Here is a 13716-nt window from a genome sequence, read left to right as displayed (position 1 = left end):
CCTCTATAAATCATCCTCATCCTCCTCTTCTTCTCCCAAATTAAACATACTGCTGAACAGGTCTTTGAACTGCATGCCGGTATCCAGCAATTTCTTGCTTAGCTGGCTGTATTCTGCCAAGCCATGCAGGGCAAATTCCATGAAGAATTCCTTTTCCTTTTCCGGAAGGTCACTGACATTTTTGGTCACGATGTTTTCCAGTCCAGGGATCTTATGCAGGATTTTTTTATATTCTTTATCACTTTGTGATGCCAGGATATCCACTTCATTTCCTTCTCCAAACCAAGCCAGTGGATGTACATAAGGATTTCCTTCTTTTTCCCGCTTCTTCTGCTCCGGTGATGGGAAGTATTCGGTAAAAAGTGTTCGCACGGCTTTGCCGATGAGTGTATAGGCTACCAGTCCGGCACCTTCCTGTTCACCCTCATAGACCAGTTCGATCTTACCGGTAATGGCAGGCACTATCCCTATCAGGTCAGCTATCCTTACTACTGTGGTATTTTCATCATTTAGATATAACCTTCTTTCTGCGGCACTGATCAGGTTTTCGTAAGCAGAGATCGTCAGTCGGGCAGATACACCGCTTTTTTCATCCACATATTCACTGCTTCTGGCTTCTATGGCCACCTGCTCTATGAGGTCTTTCATCAGCTCCGGCACATGGATTCTGTCTGTGGGCTTATCATTAAGCTTGGCCTCCTGGGCGGTGATGCGTTTCCCTGTTTCTATGGATTTTGGATAGTGGGTGATGATCTGGCTTTCTATCCTATCCTTTAGCGGCGTGACGATACTGCCCCTATTGGTATAATCCTCGGGGTTAGCGGTAAATACAAATTGGATGTCCAGTGGCAATCTTAATTTAAATCCCCTGATCTGAATATCGCCTTCCTGAAGGATATTGAATAGCGCTACCTGAATCCTGGCCTGAAGATCCGGAAGTTCGTTGATCACAAAAATACTTCTATGAGATCTGGGCACCAATCCATAATGGATTACCCGCTCATCATTATAGGAGAGCTTTAGGGTAGCGGCTTTGATGGGATCCACATCGCCGATAAGGTCAGCCACTGATACATCAGGAGTGGCCAGTTTCTCGGTATATCGGTCGGAGCGGTGCCACCAGCTGATGGGGGTGGCATCTCCTTTTTCATCTATGAGACCCTTTGCGAAAGTGGTAAGGGGCTGCAGGGGATCATCATTCAGTTCTGATCCCTTCACCACCGGCACGAATTCATCCAAAAGCAGGGTCATCATTCTGGCAATTCTGGTTTTCGCCTGACCACGTAGACCTAGCAAGTTGATATTATGTCTGGAAAGAATGGCCCTTTCTATATCGGGTATGACGGTGTCTTCGTATCCCCAGATGCCTTCAAATACATTTTCTTTGTGCTTGATCTTTTGGATAAGGTTGCTCCTCAGTTCTTCTTTGATGGATTTAGCTTGGTATCCGGCGGCTTTGAGTTCCCCTAGTGTTTTGATGCTTTGTAATTCTTTTCCTGTAAGGTTTTTATAATCCATGTTGTTAAAAACGTTTTGTACGGTTTCTGCTGAAATCTTCAAAAATCAGGTCTCCTAGACCCTGTAAATCACTGTAATAGGCATTTCCATTGTTTGCTTTGGTAAATTCTTTTACGAATTCCTTCAGATAAGGATCCGTGGCGATCATGAAGGTAGTCACCGGGATCTTCAGCTTGCGGCACTGTGCGGCCAGTTTTAAGGTTTCATTCAAGATTTTGCTGTCTATTCCAAAGCTGTTTTTGTAATATTTGATCCCCACCTTGAGGCAGGTAGGCTTACCGTCTGTGATCATAAAGATCTGCTTATTGGCATTTTTTCTCCTGCGGAGGATGTCCATGGCCAGTTCGAGCCCTGCCACGGTATTGGTATGATATGGGCCTACCTGTAGATAGGGGAGATCTTTGATCTGGATCTGCCAGGCATCATTTCCGAAGACGATGATGTCCAAAGTATCCTTGGGGTATCGTGTCTTGATGAGTTCCGCTAGTGCCATGGCCACTTTTTTGGCAGGGGTGATCCGGTCTTCCCCATATAGGATCATGGAGTGGGAGATATCGATCATCAGGACCGTAGAGGTCTGGGATTTATATTCTTTTTCTACTATCTCCAGGTCATCTTCTGTCAGAATAAAATCCCCGGATATCCCGTGGTTGGTCTGGGCATTTCTCAAGGAATCAGTGAGGGCTATTTGGTCAAGATTGTCCCCAAATTGGAAAGCACGGCGATCGGTGCCGCGTTCATCCCCGCGTCCTGTATGGGTCGTCTTGTGCTGGCCGCTTTTGCCCCGTTTGAGTTTGCCGAAGATTTCTTCCAGCGCATTTTTCCGGATCAGCTGTTCTGATTTGCCCGTGATTTTGATTTCCCCATTTTGGTTTTCCTCTGTCAGGTATCCTTTTTCTTTCAGGTCGTCTATAAAATTACCTATCCCATATTCGGGGCTGGTCATATTATACCGCTTGTCCAGATTGGTCAGCCAGCTCAGTGCCTCGGCCACATCCCCTCCGGTCATAGTGACCAGCTGGAGGAAAATATTCAGCAGGTTTTCAAAAGTGCTTTTGTCGGGATCCTTGGAGGGTGTATATTTCGTAAATTTAAATCCTTTCATAAAATCTATAGCAGAAATTGGATGTTGTGCCTATAACAAGAATAGTAGGCTACTGGTTTAATCTAATGAATATAAATATAATTGAGCGGGTCTAGTATGTTTTTGAGGAATTGAATCAAGTACAAAAAACCGTTTCAGTTAATACCTTCTTAAGGCCTGTTTTCTACTTACTACTAGGTAGTTAAGGTTTGAAATTAAAAGTTTAAGACTTTATTTTTATATTGATTTTTAAATCTATATTTGACCATATTTTAATTTTTTACTTAAGAACTTTTCAAACAATGAACAAAACAATTAATGCCTTGAGTTACATGCTCGCTGTAACATCAACTATTTTTATCGGGGGGGGTGTCAGCGTGATCTGAATGAAGATTTGACACCTGATATTACCAAATTAATTGAGTGAGTTAATAGTACTTTTAAACTGTAAATAATCCTATAAACTCGATCAAGATGAGACCATTGCTAATTATTGTTTACTTATTTTTCACATACCAGCTGAAAGCTTTCGGTCAAGAAGAAAAGTTGTATATAAGTGCTAGAATAGGAGCTCCTACCTATAAATGGAATGTAGACGGAAATTTTGATATGCTTAGTACTCAAAATTCCGGATTGTGGGCTTTAAGTTTTCTGTCATGCAAGAGAAGAAAAGCAATTGGGGATTCGGATTAGATTTTGCAGTCAATAGATTTGGATATAGTTTTGTTTTAGCAAGGAGTGATACAAAACGAATTATGGGGACTAAGACACTCCCCTCTACATTTTTCCAGATCAGTCCTGTAGTCAAGAAAAGTTTTCATCTCCGTCATTCAAAATTCGGATTTCAAGCTTCCTTAGCATTGCCTTTAGCCATTACCCATGATGAGTCTTATAAAATTGACCACGACAAATTCTTAATTCTTAAATGGGATGCAAATACTCCTATACATAATCTATTACTGAATGATTCTTACCATCAGGTCCAAAGTAGGTTCAATGTATTTTTAAGACCAGAAATAGGAATATTCTATAAATTGGATGAAAGACAATTCATTACCCTAGATGCTCAACGGGGAATAAAACCAGGCGGTGATATTATTATCAGGGAGCTAAACGAAATAGTATTTGAAGGAACTTCCTACCAAAGCACCCACAGATTAAGTGGTAATTTCACCGCCGTGATGTTGGGATATACCTATAGGCTCAAGTAATCTCTTTTTAAGTTTTGAAAACCTTCATTTATGAACCTGATCATACTATTATTCAGCACCATTAGCTTCCAATTTGGAATGACCCAAGGAGATTCTCTGATGGCAGGAATTCCAAAGGAGCAAATGGCATATAAGACGTTTATTCCACAGGGGATATTTTCAGATTCCTTATATTTCATGGATCCATTTTACAGTGAGCTTTCAACCAAGAATGAAAATAGCTTACTTTCCCCTCGGAGGACCTATTTCAATTCCAACAGAATGGCAAAATATGCACTGGCAAGGGAAGATGGGGATATGTTTTAGTGACAGGCGGTCTTAGATGGCGTCAAAATAGGCTGAAACCAGACCAAAACTATGTCAATTCCAGTGGGCAGTTCAGCTTACTTCTAGGATACAGGTTCAAAAGGTTCTCCATTGAATCAGGCTATTCTAAATTCAGCGCTAATAATAATTATCAATTTGCCTATAAAGGGTATGATCCTATTTTGATCAGTTTCCATAATTATGTGATGTCTGCCATTCCATTATCCTTAAAATATGACATGGACGTAACAGGTCGTGAAGCCATTCGGTTTGGGGTTTTGTTTTCCGGAAATTATGCCTTGCGCGACCGAAGTAAAACCGAGTATGAGTCTAAAGGAACTGGCTCATTGAACACTCCTGATGGTACAGTTTATGAATATGACGCTCACACGATTAATGATAAAAATTTAGAACATAAACGTTTATTTCTAAATGCAGGAGTATAATGGAAATCGGGGTGTTCAATTCAAGCTTTTTAACGCTAAATATCACCAGAAATTTCAGTTCCCCCATTTTTGACACATTATTTGCTGATTATACTATTGATGGTCAAAGATTTGAACAGGTATCGCACTCCGGCTTGAATGGTTATAGAATTGAGGTAGGCTACAAGTTGCCCTAGAATATTTTAAATAAGCAGAAAAAAGCTATCTACAAAGTCGAAAGGGGGTTCTGAAAAGCTTTTGAAAAGACATCGAGCATCATGAAAACAGTCCCTGATATATTTTTGATAATTAAGGAATTTGCCCTGAAATAAAGCATTTATTAAATAAATACCATCCTAAACAAATGAATGGGTGTTTTTAATAATCACCATAAGTGTTTAATATTAGCGGATAATAAGTAAAATCATGAAAACAAACAAACGCATTACTATCATAGGGAAAGTTCAGGGTGTATTTTTTAGAAAAAGTACCAAAGCCAAAGCTGAAGAGCTGGACATCAGTGGTTGGGTCAGAAATGAAAGAGATGGTTCCGTGTTTGCCGAGATCGAGGGTAACCGTCATGCGGTTAAAGCCATGGAAGCTTGGCTCAGTCAGGGACCACCTAAGGCACTGGTAGAAAACCTTCTCATCGAAGCTGGAGAGGAGCAGGGGTATACCGGATTTGAGATAAAGGAATAGTAGGGATTTATCACTTTGAAATCTTATTTTTTTACTGTACAGGCAACAGCTATCTATACATTGGATCTTTTATCTATCTTTCGGAAATTTTAATAACATGTCAGAAAAAGGCAATAAATACCTTCATGGATATGAAGAGGTGGAGCAGGAAAGGCTCATGGAGCAGGCTAATGTAATCGAAAGCAAAATATTTGATTTTATCGATTATGAAGACTGCCAGCGATTACTGGAGATCGGCAGTGGGGTAGGGGCGCAGACAGAGATCCTGCTGAGAAGGTTTCCCCATCTTAGTATTACCGGTATCGAATATGAACAAAAGCAGATAGATAAAGCCAAGAAAAATCTTGCTTCCAAAGGATGTGAAATGAGCAGGATCAGCTTTATCCAGCAGGATGCCAAAAATCTTGACCTGCTTAAGGTGTTTGATGCGGCATTTGTCTGCTGGGTGCTCGAGCATGTCACCGAGCCCATAGAAATCCTCCGTTCGATGAAGTCAGCCCTTCTACCCCATGCCAAAGTGGTCATCACTGAAGTATTGAATTCTACCTTCTATACCTACCCTGTTAGAAAAGAAATTACCCATTATTGGGAAATTTATAATGACTACCAGCGATCTATCGGTGGAGATCCGGAAGTAGGAGCAAAGCTCGGTGATATGTTAGAAAAGTGTGGCTATCGTGATATTTCACTTAGGTCAGGAGGATTCCACCTGGACAGCCGGGAGCAGGAAGAAAAAAAGAAGGTCTTTACTTACTGGAAAAATCTCATGAGCAGCGGTGCTTCTGCCATGATTGGAGAGGGCGTAATCTCTGAGGCTGAAGTGGACAGCATGCAGCAGACCATGGATGAGTTGAGGGACATGCCGGATTCGATTTTTTACTATAGGTTTATACAAGCCACAGCTTATAACAGATAATAATGCTAAAAAGAATCTTAAAAAGAATAGGCATTTTTCTACTGGGATGCTTTCTGTTCTCCATTGTTATTACCATCATTTATCGGTTTGTACCGGTTCCTATTACCCCTCTGATGGTAATCCGTATGTGGGAGCAAGCCAGGGAAGATGATAGGGAAGTGAGGTTGGTGAAAACCTGGAAATCTTTAGAACATATCTCCAGACATTTGCCACAAGCCGTATATGCGGGAGAGGATCAGAAGTTTCTCATCCATTCAGGGTTTGACCGGGAGGCCATTGAGAAAGCCTTAGAAGGAAATAAAGCAGGGAAAAAGATGAAAGGAGGCAGTACTATTAGCCAGCAGACAGCTAAAAATGTGTTCCTCTGGCCTGCACGAAATTATTTCCGCAAAGGGCTGGAAGCTTATTTTACAGTTTTGATAGAATTATTCTGGTCTAAAGAAAGGATCATGGAGGTCTATCTGAATGTCATCGAATTAGGTGATGGTGTCTATGGTGTAGAAGCTGCTGCCCAGACTTTTTATGGTAAGCCAGCTGCTGAGATCACCCGTCATGAAGCCGCCATGCTGGCTGCCATCGTCCCGGGCCCATTGATGTGGAACCCCAAAAAGCCTACAGGGTATAACAGACAGCGGCAGAGCTGGATATTACGGCAGATGAGCAATCTGGAACCGGTGGGGTTTGGGAAATAGTATATCTACTAATTATTGAAAATTAGTGAAAAAAATAGCGCCGAATGTAATCGGCGCTAAAAAGTAAAGCAAGGAGTTGAAAAAGTGTTCGTTTGCTGTACGGTATCAAATGTAGATATTCTTACTCCAAGCGGTGCAAACTTATCGTTAAGGAATATTTAATTAATCAGGTACATTTTCGCGATGTCCTTAATATTTAAGTAATGTGAAGAAAAGTTAAATAATCTCACCTTTTTTGTATTCTAGAAGTCTTTTTTAATACTCTGCTCATACTCAAGCTTAAGTTCATCTATTTTTTGTACTTTTGCTCAAATATTAAAAGTTTTGAAGGCAAGAACATTAAGAAAAGATAAAGTCAACATCATCACCATGGGCTGTTCCAAGAACCTGGTCGATTCGGAAGTGTTGATGACACAGTTGAGAGGGAATGGAATAGATACCGTTCATGAATCAAGTTCAAAGGATAACAATATTATTATTATTAACACCTGCGGGTTTATAGATAATGCCAAGCAAGAATCCATTGATACCATATTACAGTATGTAGATGCCAAAGAGCAGGGATTGGTAGATAAGGTATATGTGACCGGTTGCCTCTCCCAACGTTATAAAGATGATTTAGAACTTGAAATACCGCAAGTTGATGCATTTTTTGGTACCAGAGATCTTCCTGCATTATTAAAAAAATTTAAAGCTGATTATAAGCATGAGCTAGTTGGGGAAAGACTACTTACCCACTCATCACACTATGCTTATATGAAGATATCGGAAGGCTGTGACAGGCCATGTTCCTTCTGCGCTATACCCATCATGAGGGGTGGGCATATCTCCAGGTCCATTGATGATCTGGTAAAGGAAGCAGAACACAAAGCTGCTAATGGAACCCGTGAATTACTATTGATAGCGCAGGACTCCACTTATTATGGATTGGATATCTACAAAAAGCGAAGACTGGCTGACCTTATGCGTGCACTATCTGATGTCCAGGGAATTGACTGGATACGTTTACATTACGCCTATCCTACAGGTTTCCCTATGGATGTGATTGAAGTGATGAAAGAAAGGCCAAATATCTGTAATTATCTGGATATTCCACTTCAGCATGGTTCCTCTGATGTGCTGAAAGCAATGCGGAGAGGAACTACAAGAGAAAAGCAGGAAGAGTTGATCCATTCCATCCGGGATGTGCTTCCTGATATTGCTATCCGTACCACGCTGATAGCAGGTCATCCCGGTGAGGGAGAAAGAGAATTCCAGGAAATGGTGGACTTTGTAGAAAGGATGAAGTTTGAAAGGCTTGGTGTATTTACTTATAGTCACGAAGAAAATACCCATGCACACACCATGGAAGACAGTACACCTGAAGAGGTGAAGCAGGACCGGGCCAACTATCTGATGGAGATCCAGGAGCAGATCAGCTATGACCTTAACCAAGATAAGGTAGGCAAGACCTTTAAAGTACTGATTGACAAAAAAGAAAATGGCCACTTTGTGGGCAGGACCGAATATGACTCTGTGGAGGTGGACAATGAAGTGCTGATAGATGCTTCGAAGCATTATTGCCGCATCGGCGATTTTGTGGATGTGAAGATTAATACCGCTACCGAGTTTGACCTTTATGGGGATGTGGTGGCGTGATTTGATTTATCTCACCCTTTCCAATTAAAGTAGAATATAATCCTGTCAGGTTTTCAAAACCAGACAGGATTTTTTTTGATACAAACGAACTGATATTTGGAAATTATGTAAAGTTTGCTTTACTTAGTGTAAAACAAACATGACTTATGAAATTAGATCCCATTATAGATGTTCCCTTGTTGAACAGGAAATGGTTGCCTGTTGGGTATGCCTTTTTTCCCCTGCCTATCTTTATACTGATTGGTTCTGTTTTTATCAATCTTGATTTGACAGATTATGTGCTGGACATAGGCTATGGTTGTTGGGCCGCTGGCTTTTTGATATTGAATTTGACTAAGGAGAAAATTGAAGATGAGATGATCAAGAATTTCCGTTTACAGGCCTATCATACAGGTTTTTTTTGGTTGCTTTCAGGGATGACTGCTATTGTTGCAATCAAATTTGCCAGTTCCTTTTGGGGAGCTTCAGGTATACCTATTTCGGCTACATTGATTCTATTTCTATTGAATGCCTATATTTTTTTTGCCTTCCAATATCAAAAATATATTGCCGCAAAGGATTCAAAAACAACTTAATTATTAATTAGCCTTTTTAAAATTTTGAATTAATATAAACTTTGATTTGTTTAAAACATACCTGACTTATGAAAGTAGATGTAGATTTTCCCCTCTTGAATAGAAAGTGGTTGCTTTTAGGTTATGCATTTATTCCCTTACCATTCATTCTGATAATTGGTTCATTTTTCACCAAAATCGATGTAGGCGATTACATATTGGATCTGATGAGTGGCTGCTGGGCTGCCGGCTTTTTGATACTGAATCTGACTCGGCAGAACGCCGAGGATGAGATGGTACAAAAAATTCGGTTGCAAGCCTATCAGCTGGGTTTCTTTTATTTGTTATTAGGTTTGTTTGTTCAAGTGATATTTAATTTTATTGTCTCTTTTTGGGGATTTTCGGGTGTGACCATATCAACTTTTTCAGTACTGTTTCTATTAAACTTCTATATTTTTATTGCTTTCCACTTTCAAAAATTTAATAATTCTCAGAGTATCTAAATGAACAACACTTTAAAAGTAGAGCGGGCAAAAAAGGACATCACACAGCAGGATTTGGCCGAGGAAATTGGAGTTTCCCGGCAAACGATTAATTCTATAGAATCCGGTAAATATGTGCCTTCCACCGTATTGGCATTAAAAATAGCCCGTTATTTTGAGGTTACAGTTAATGATATATTCGAGTTGGACCTGGAGGATTAGGAATGGAAAGCGGTTATTTTTAAGATTAAAAAGACCCTGTATGCCCTTAAATTTTCCATTCCTTTGTTACTATTTATTATATAGTATAAATTAGATTTTATGTTTTATGAGAAAATTCAGAGATAGAACCTTAACTTAATTTTTGACTTCTTATGATTTTTAGTATCATTACTTACTGTAAACAAAACTTGATCATGACTATAAATTTCACCCATAAACCCACTGCTGTTCTTTTTCTCATTTGGTTTATAGTTTTCCAATTTCCGGCCTTTGCCCAACAAAACCAGGCACAGGACCCATTCATCGGATGGTTCCTTACCTGGAAGGAAGATCCCACCAGTTCTATGGTCGTAGATTGGCATAGCTTCGGAGAAGAAGGGCAGACATTTAAGATCCGGAAAGAGGGCGAGGCAGAATGGAGAGAGGAAAAGGGTAAAGTGCTGGAATTTCCCTTTACTTCACCGAAACGATGGATCCACCGTGTTGAACTTAAAGGTTTAGAGCCGGACAGCAGGTATGATATTCAGTTAGAAGGCCAGGAAGCGATATTTTATTTTCGGACCATGCCTACTGATTTGAGAGATAAATCAATCAGAATAGCGGTAGGAGGTGACACCATGCACGATAAGAAAAACATGGAAAGGACGGGAAGACAGGCCATGAGCTTTGATCCAGATTTTGTAGTGATAGGAGGGGACCTGGCTTATGCCAATGGGGATCCGGAAGCAGTGGGCCGCTGGTACCAATGGTTTGAAGCATATAACAACTCGCTGATCGCAAGTGATGGCAGAATAGTACCCATGCTGGTAGCCATAGGAAATCATGAGGTACAAAAAGGATATTATACCAGCCATGCTGACTTTGTGGCCAATGATGAAAACAGGCTGAAAATAGCCCCGTTTTTTTATTCATTATTTGCCTTTCCTTCTCACCCTGGATATGGGGTCCTTGATTTTGGCAAGTACCTGAGCCTTTTTCTGCTGGACACCGACCATACCAATGCCATAGGAGGTGAGCAGACAGACTGGCTTGCCAAAAACCTAGAGGACAGAACTGATGTACTGCATCTGATCCCGATATATCATGTACCCGGCTTTCCTTCCGTAAGGGAATATGAAGGGGCAGGACAGAAAAGGGTTAGGGAGCATTGGGTACCTTTATTCGAAAAAAACGGTGTGCGTCTGGCATTCGAAAATCATGACCATGCCTATAAGCGTACCCATCCTATCTGGGAGGAAAAAGTAAACGAGAAAGGAATAGTGTATGTAGGCGATGGTTCATGGGGGACGAGCCCGCGTGAGGTTCATTCGGCCAATACTACCTGGTACCTGAAAAAGTCACAGAGCATTCGGGCATTTACTATCCTTAGCCTTGAAGGCAGAGGCTATAGCTTGATTTCGGTAGATGAATATGGACGTGTCATAGATACCTATCCCAATAATCCGCTCCACCTGAGAATGGAGGTGAAATCGGAAACTGATTGAATAAATATCCTTTAGCATAAGCCTGTAGCTTTCGGAACACCTTCTTTAGGGGTTCCGTTTTTTTTGCCTAAATTTGTACTCCCAATAAAAGTGTAACGTATGGAATTACTGGAAGTCACCAGTGAAGCGCATCAGAAAGAGTTTATTGAAATGGCCGTTCGCCTATATTCAGGCGAGTCAAATTGGATCCGGCCACTCAATAAGGATATAGAAGGACTTTTTCATCCGGAAAGCAATAAACTGTTCAGGCAGGGGGCTAAAGCCAAAAGATGGTTACTTCAGGACAAAAATGGTATAACCATTGGCCGGGTAGCTGCTTTTATCAATCCTAAAATGAAAGAAAAACAACCGACCGGTGGCATGGGATTTTTTGAATGCATCCAAGATCAAAAGGCCGCTTTTCTTCTTTTTGATACCGCCAAAGCCTGGCTGGAAACTGAGGGGATGGAAGCCATGGACGGGCCCATAAACTTTGGCGAGCGGGATAAATGGTGGGGCCTGCTCGTAGATGGATTTACGCCGCCTAACTATAATATGCCTTGGAACTTTGCTTACTATAAAGATTTTTTCGAAGCATACGGGTTCAGGTTATATTTCAAGCAGTATACTTACATGAGACCGGTAAAAGGGCAAGGGTTTGACCCGAAAATGATAGAGCGGGCACGGAAGATCAGCTCCGATCCTGATTTTACTTTTCGACATATCACCAAAAGCGAAATTATGAAAGAGGCCCCCGAATATTTCATGACCGTATATAATAAAGCTTGGGCTCGGCATATGGGCAAATCACTTACCCTAAAAGAGACCAAGCTTATGTTCGGCAAGATGAAGCCTATTATAGATGTTCGGCTGATTTATTTTGGGTTTTATAAAGGGGAGCCGGTATCTTTTTTCATTAATATTCCTGAGATCAACCAGCTTTTCCAATATGTGGACGGAAAGATGGACCTGATCGGGAAACTTAAATTTATCTGGAACAAAACTTTTAACCCTCCCAATAAAATGCTTGGACTGGTATTTGGGGTAGTGCCGGAATTACAGGGAAAGGGAGTAGAGAGTGCTATGATCATGGAATACAATAGAACCCTTGCCAGTACCTCAGGTTTTTCATATAAGACCATAGAGATGAACTGGATAGGTGATTTCAATCCGAAGATGATGCGCGTATGCGAACAGCTGCATGCCACCATTTATAAAACCCACCATACTTATCGATACCTCTTTGACAGACAAAAGCCCTTTGAAAGGCATAAGATATTTGAATAGTTGACTATTGATATTCTCAATACTAATTCATTTTATCTACGAAAGTAAATAATCAATATATATATATACAGATGAAAAAATATGACATAACCGGCATTGGAAATGCCTTGGTAGATATTGAATTTAAAGTAAGTGACCAGTTCTTTCTTGATAATGAAGTAGAAAAAGGTGTTATGACCCTGGTGGACGAAGACCGTCAGAATGCATTGATGGGGGTGATCAATACTGCTGAAGCCAAAAAGCAATGTGGTGGGTCAGCAGCCAATACTGTAATAGCTGTTAGTCAGTTTGGAGGCAAATCGTATTATAGCTGTAAAGTAGCCGATGACGAATTGGGCCATTTCTTTATGAATGATATGAAGGAATCCGGGGTGGACAACAATCTTAATGCTGAAAAATTGGAGGCTGGTATCACCGGAAAATGTCTGGTCATGGTAACCGAAGATGCTGAGAGGACCATGAATACTTTCTTGGGCATCACGCAGACCTATTCTGTGAATGATGTGAATGAAAGTGCTATTAAAGATTCCAAATATCTATACATCGAAGGCTATCTCGTCACTTCCGAAAATGGTAAAGCAGCGATGCTCCATGCCAAAAAAGTGGCAGAAGAGAATGGTGTAAAAGTGGCGATTACCTTTTCGGATCCTGCTATGGTGAAATATTTTAAAGCCAACTTTGATGATGTAATCGGCCATAGTGTAGACATGCTATTTGCCAATGAGGAAGAAGCGATGCTTTACACCGGTAAGGACAATGTAATAGATGCCCGTGAAGAGCTGAAAAAAGCAGCCAAGCATTTTTGTATCACCCAGGGTAAAAACGGTGCCATGATCTGGGATGGGGATACATTTATAGACATTGAGCCATATAAAACCACAGCGGTGGATAGTAATGGAGCAGGCGATATGTTTGCCGGAGCATTTATGTATGGCATCACCAATGGTCATTCTTATGCATCTAGTGGAAAGTTGGCTTCAATGGCCAGTTCTAAGATCGTAAGCCAGTTTGGACCAAGGCTTACCTGGCCTGAGGCTAAGGAGATTTTGGGAAGATTGAATCCTTAAATTTATTTTCCTTATTTTATAAATCCTTTCCAAGTCTAGATTAGGCAAGGGAGGGATTTTTTTCATTGTTTAATTGAGATAAACACAGTTGTATTGTTTTGCCACTTGATAATACATAAGTACATGTGCAGTTTTCACTGTTTCGCTAAATA

At 40.7% G+C, this 13716-nt stretch carries 15 protein-coding genes; 13 read left to right on the top strand and 2 right to left on the bottom strand.

Features of this window, described 5'->3' with window-relative positions; translation table 11 throughout:
• Window positions 1–3 precede the first annotated feature (3 nt).
• Together EL17_RS19365 and EL17_RS19360 are read right to left on the bottom strand one after the other, a co-directional pair.
• Entirely contained in the window at window positions 4–1518 is a 1515-nt protein-coding gene (locus tag EL17_RS19365; protein ID WP_035078647.1) for a P-loop NTPase family protein, read from the bottom strand.
• A gap of 4 nt (window positions 1519–1522) precedes the next feature.
• Window positions 1523–2623: a vWA domain-containing protein gene (locus EL17_RS19360; protein WP_035078171.1), complete on the bottom strand. Its 1101-nt coding sequence runs from the start codon at window positions 2621–2623 to the stop codon at window positions 1523–1525.
• Window positions 2624–3258: 635 nt separating this feature from the next.
• Here EL17_RS19360 and EL17_RS19350 point away from each other — a divergent pair.
• The 13 genes from EL17_RS19350 (at window position 3259) to EL17_RS19290 (ending at window position 13564) form a co-directional block, all read left to right on the top strand.
• Entirely contained in the window at window positions 3259–3813 is a 555-nt protein-coding gene (locus EL17_RS19350) for a hypothetical protein (protein WP_164675174.1), read from the top strand.
• A 30-nt stretch (window positions 3814–3843) separates the two neighbouring features.
• Window positions 3844–4119: a hypothetical protein gene (locus EL17_RS19345; RefSeq protein ID WP_035078164.1), complete on the top strand. Its 276-nt coding sequence runs from the start codon at window positions 3844–3846 to the stop codon at window positions 4117–4119.
• Complete coding sequence (locus EL17_RS19340) at window positions 4119–4565, top strand: hypothetical protein (RefSeq protein WP_035078155.1); 447 nt, start codon at window positions 4119–4121, stop codon at window positions 4563–4565. Before EL17_RS19345 ends, EL17_RS19340 begins: the two co-directional genes overlap by 1 nt.
• A gap of 405 nt (window positions 4566–4970) precedes the next feature.
• Window positions 4971–5243, top strand: a complete 273-nt coding sequence (locus EL17_RS19335; RefSeq protein WP_035078153.1) for an acylphosphatase — start codon at window positions 4971–4973, stop codon at window positions 5241–5243.
• Window positions 5244–5340: 97 nt separating this feature from the next.
• On the top strand, window positions 5341–6159 hold the full coding sequence (locus tag EL17_RS19330) for a class I SAM-dependent methyltransferase (RefSeq protein WP_035078152.1): 819 nt from the start codon (window positions 5341–5343) through the stop codon (window positions 6157–6159).
• A gap of 2 nt (window positions 6160–6161) precedes the next feature.
• Window positions 6162–6851: a monofunctional biosynthetic peptidoglycan transglycosylase gene (gene mtgA / locus EL17_RS19325; RefSeq protein ID WP_205623591.1), complete on the top strand. Its 690-nt coding sequence runs from the start codon at window positions 6162–6164 to the stop codon at window positions 6849–6851.
• A gap of 324 nt (window positions 6852–7175) precedes the next feature.
• The gene (gene rimO, locus EL17_RS19320; RefSeq protein ID WP_035078137.1) at window positions 7176–8489 is read left to right on the top strand and encodes a 30S ribosomal protein S12 methylthiotransferase RimO; all 1314 of its coding nucleotides are present in this window, start codon (window positions 7176–7178) and stop codon (window positions 8487–8489) included.
• A 146-nt stretch (window positions 8490–8635) separates the two neighbouring features.
• Window positions 8636–9064: a hypothetical protein gene (locus EL17_RS19315; protein ID WP_035078134.1), complete on the top strand. Its 429-nt coding sequence runs from the start codon at window positions 8636–8638 to the stop codon at window positions 9062–9064.
• Window positions 9065–9132: 68 nt separating this feature from the next.
• A complete protein-coding gene (locus tag EL17_RS19310; RefSeq protein WP_035078132.1) occupies window positions 9133–9546 on the top strand; it encodes a hypothetical protein in 414 nt (137 codons plus the stop codon).
• Entirely contained in the window at window positions 9547–9747 is a 201-nt protein-coding gene (locus tag EL17_RS19305) for a helix-turn-helix transcriptional regulator (RefSeq protein ID WP_035078130.1), read from the top strand.
• Between the two features lie 194 nt (window positions 9748–9941).
• A complete protein-coding gene (locus EL17_RS19300; RefSeq protein WP_051720200.1) occupies window positions 9942–11231 on the top strand; it encodes a purple acid phosphatase family protein in 1290 nt (429 codons plus the stop codon).
• A 99-nt stretch (window positions 11232–11330) separates the two neighbouring features.
• Window positions 11331–12497 (top strand): hypothetical protein, encoded by a 1167-nt coding sequence (locus EL17_RS19295; RefSeq protein ID WP_035078126.1) that lies wholly within the window; start codon window positions 11331–11333, stop codon window positions 12495–12497.
• 71 nt (window positions 12498–12568) lie between these two features.
• Window positions 12569–13564, top strand: a complete 996-nt coding sequence (locus EL17_RS19290) for an adenosine kinase (protein WP_035078123.1) — start codon at window positions 12569–12571, stop codon at window positions 13562–13564.
• Window positions 13565–13716 lie beyond the last annotated feature (152 nt).

It is taken from the genome of Anditalea andensis (assembly GCF_000714815.1).
In the GTDB taxonomy this organism is placed as follows: domain Bacteria; phylum Bacteroidota; class Bacteroidia; order Cytophagales; family Cyclobacteriaceae; genus Anditalea; species Anditalea andensis.
Note: the sequence above shows the minus strand (reverse complement) of the source record. Positions and strands in the feature narration are given on the sequence as shown.

Excerpts from the sequence above, each read along its gene's own strand:
- EL17_RS19365 (WP_035078647.1), bottom strand. The coding sequence starts at position 1,518 with ATGGATTATAAAAACCTTACAGGAAAAGAATTACAAAGCATCAAAACA.
- EL17_RS19360 (WP_035078171.1), bottom strand. The coding sequence starts at position 2,623 with ATGAAAGGATTTAAATTTACGAAATATACACCCTCCAAGGATCCCGAC.
- EL17_RS19350 (WP_164675174.1), top strand. The coding sequence starts at position 3,259 with ATGCAAGAGAAGAAAAGCAATTGGGGATTCGGATTAGATTTTGCAGTC.
- EL17_RS19345 (WP_035078164.1), top strand. The coding sequence starts at position 3,844 with ATGAACCTGATCATACTATTATTCAGCACCATTAGCTTCCAATTTGGA.
- EL17_RS19335 (WP_035078153.1), top strand. The coding sequence starts at position 4,971 with ATGAAAACAAACAAACGCATTACTATCATAGGGAAAGTTCAGGGTGTA.
- EL17_RS19330 (WP_035078152.1), top strand. The coding sequence starts at position 5,341 with ATGTCAGAAAAAGGCAATAAATACCTTCATGGATATGAAGAGGTGGAG.
- mtgA (WP_205623591.1), top strand. The coding sequence starts at position 6,162 with ATGCTAAAAAGAATCTTAAAAAGAATAGGCATTTTTCTACTGGGATGC.
- EL17_RS19315 (WP_035078134.1), top strand. The coding sequence starts at position 8,636 with ATGAAATTAGATCCCATTATAGATGTTCCCTTGTTGAACAGGAAATGG.
- EL17_RS19310 (WP_035078132.1), top strand. The coding sequence starts at position 9,133 with ATGAAAGTAGATGTAGATTTTCCCCTCTTGAATAGAAAGTGGTTGCTT.
- EL17_RS19305 (WP_035078130.1), top strand. The coding sequence starts at position 9,547 with ATGAACAACACTTTAAAAGTAGAGCGGGCAAAAAAGGACATCACACAG.
- EL17_RS19300 (WP_051720200.1), top strand. The coding sequence starts at position 9,942 with ATGACTATAAATTTCACCCATAAACCCACTGCTGTTCTTTTTCTCATT.
- EL17_RS19295 (WP_035078126.1), top strand. The coding sequence starts at position 11,331 with ATGGAATTACTGGAAGTCACCAGTGAAGCGCATCAGAAAGAGTTTATT.
- EL17_RS19290 (WP_035078123.1), top strand. The coding sequence starts at position 12,569 with ATGAAAAAATATGACATAACCGGCATTGGAAATGCCTTGGTAGATATT.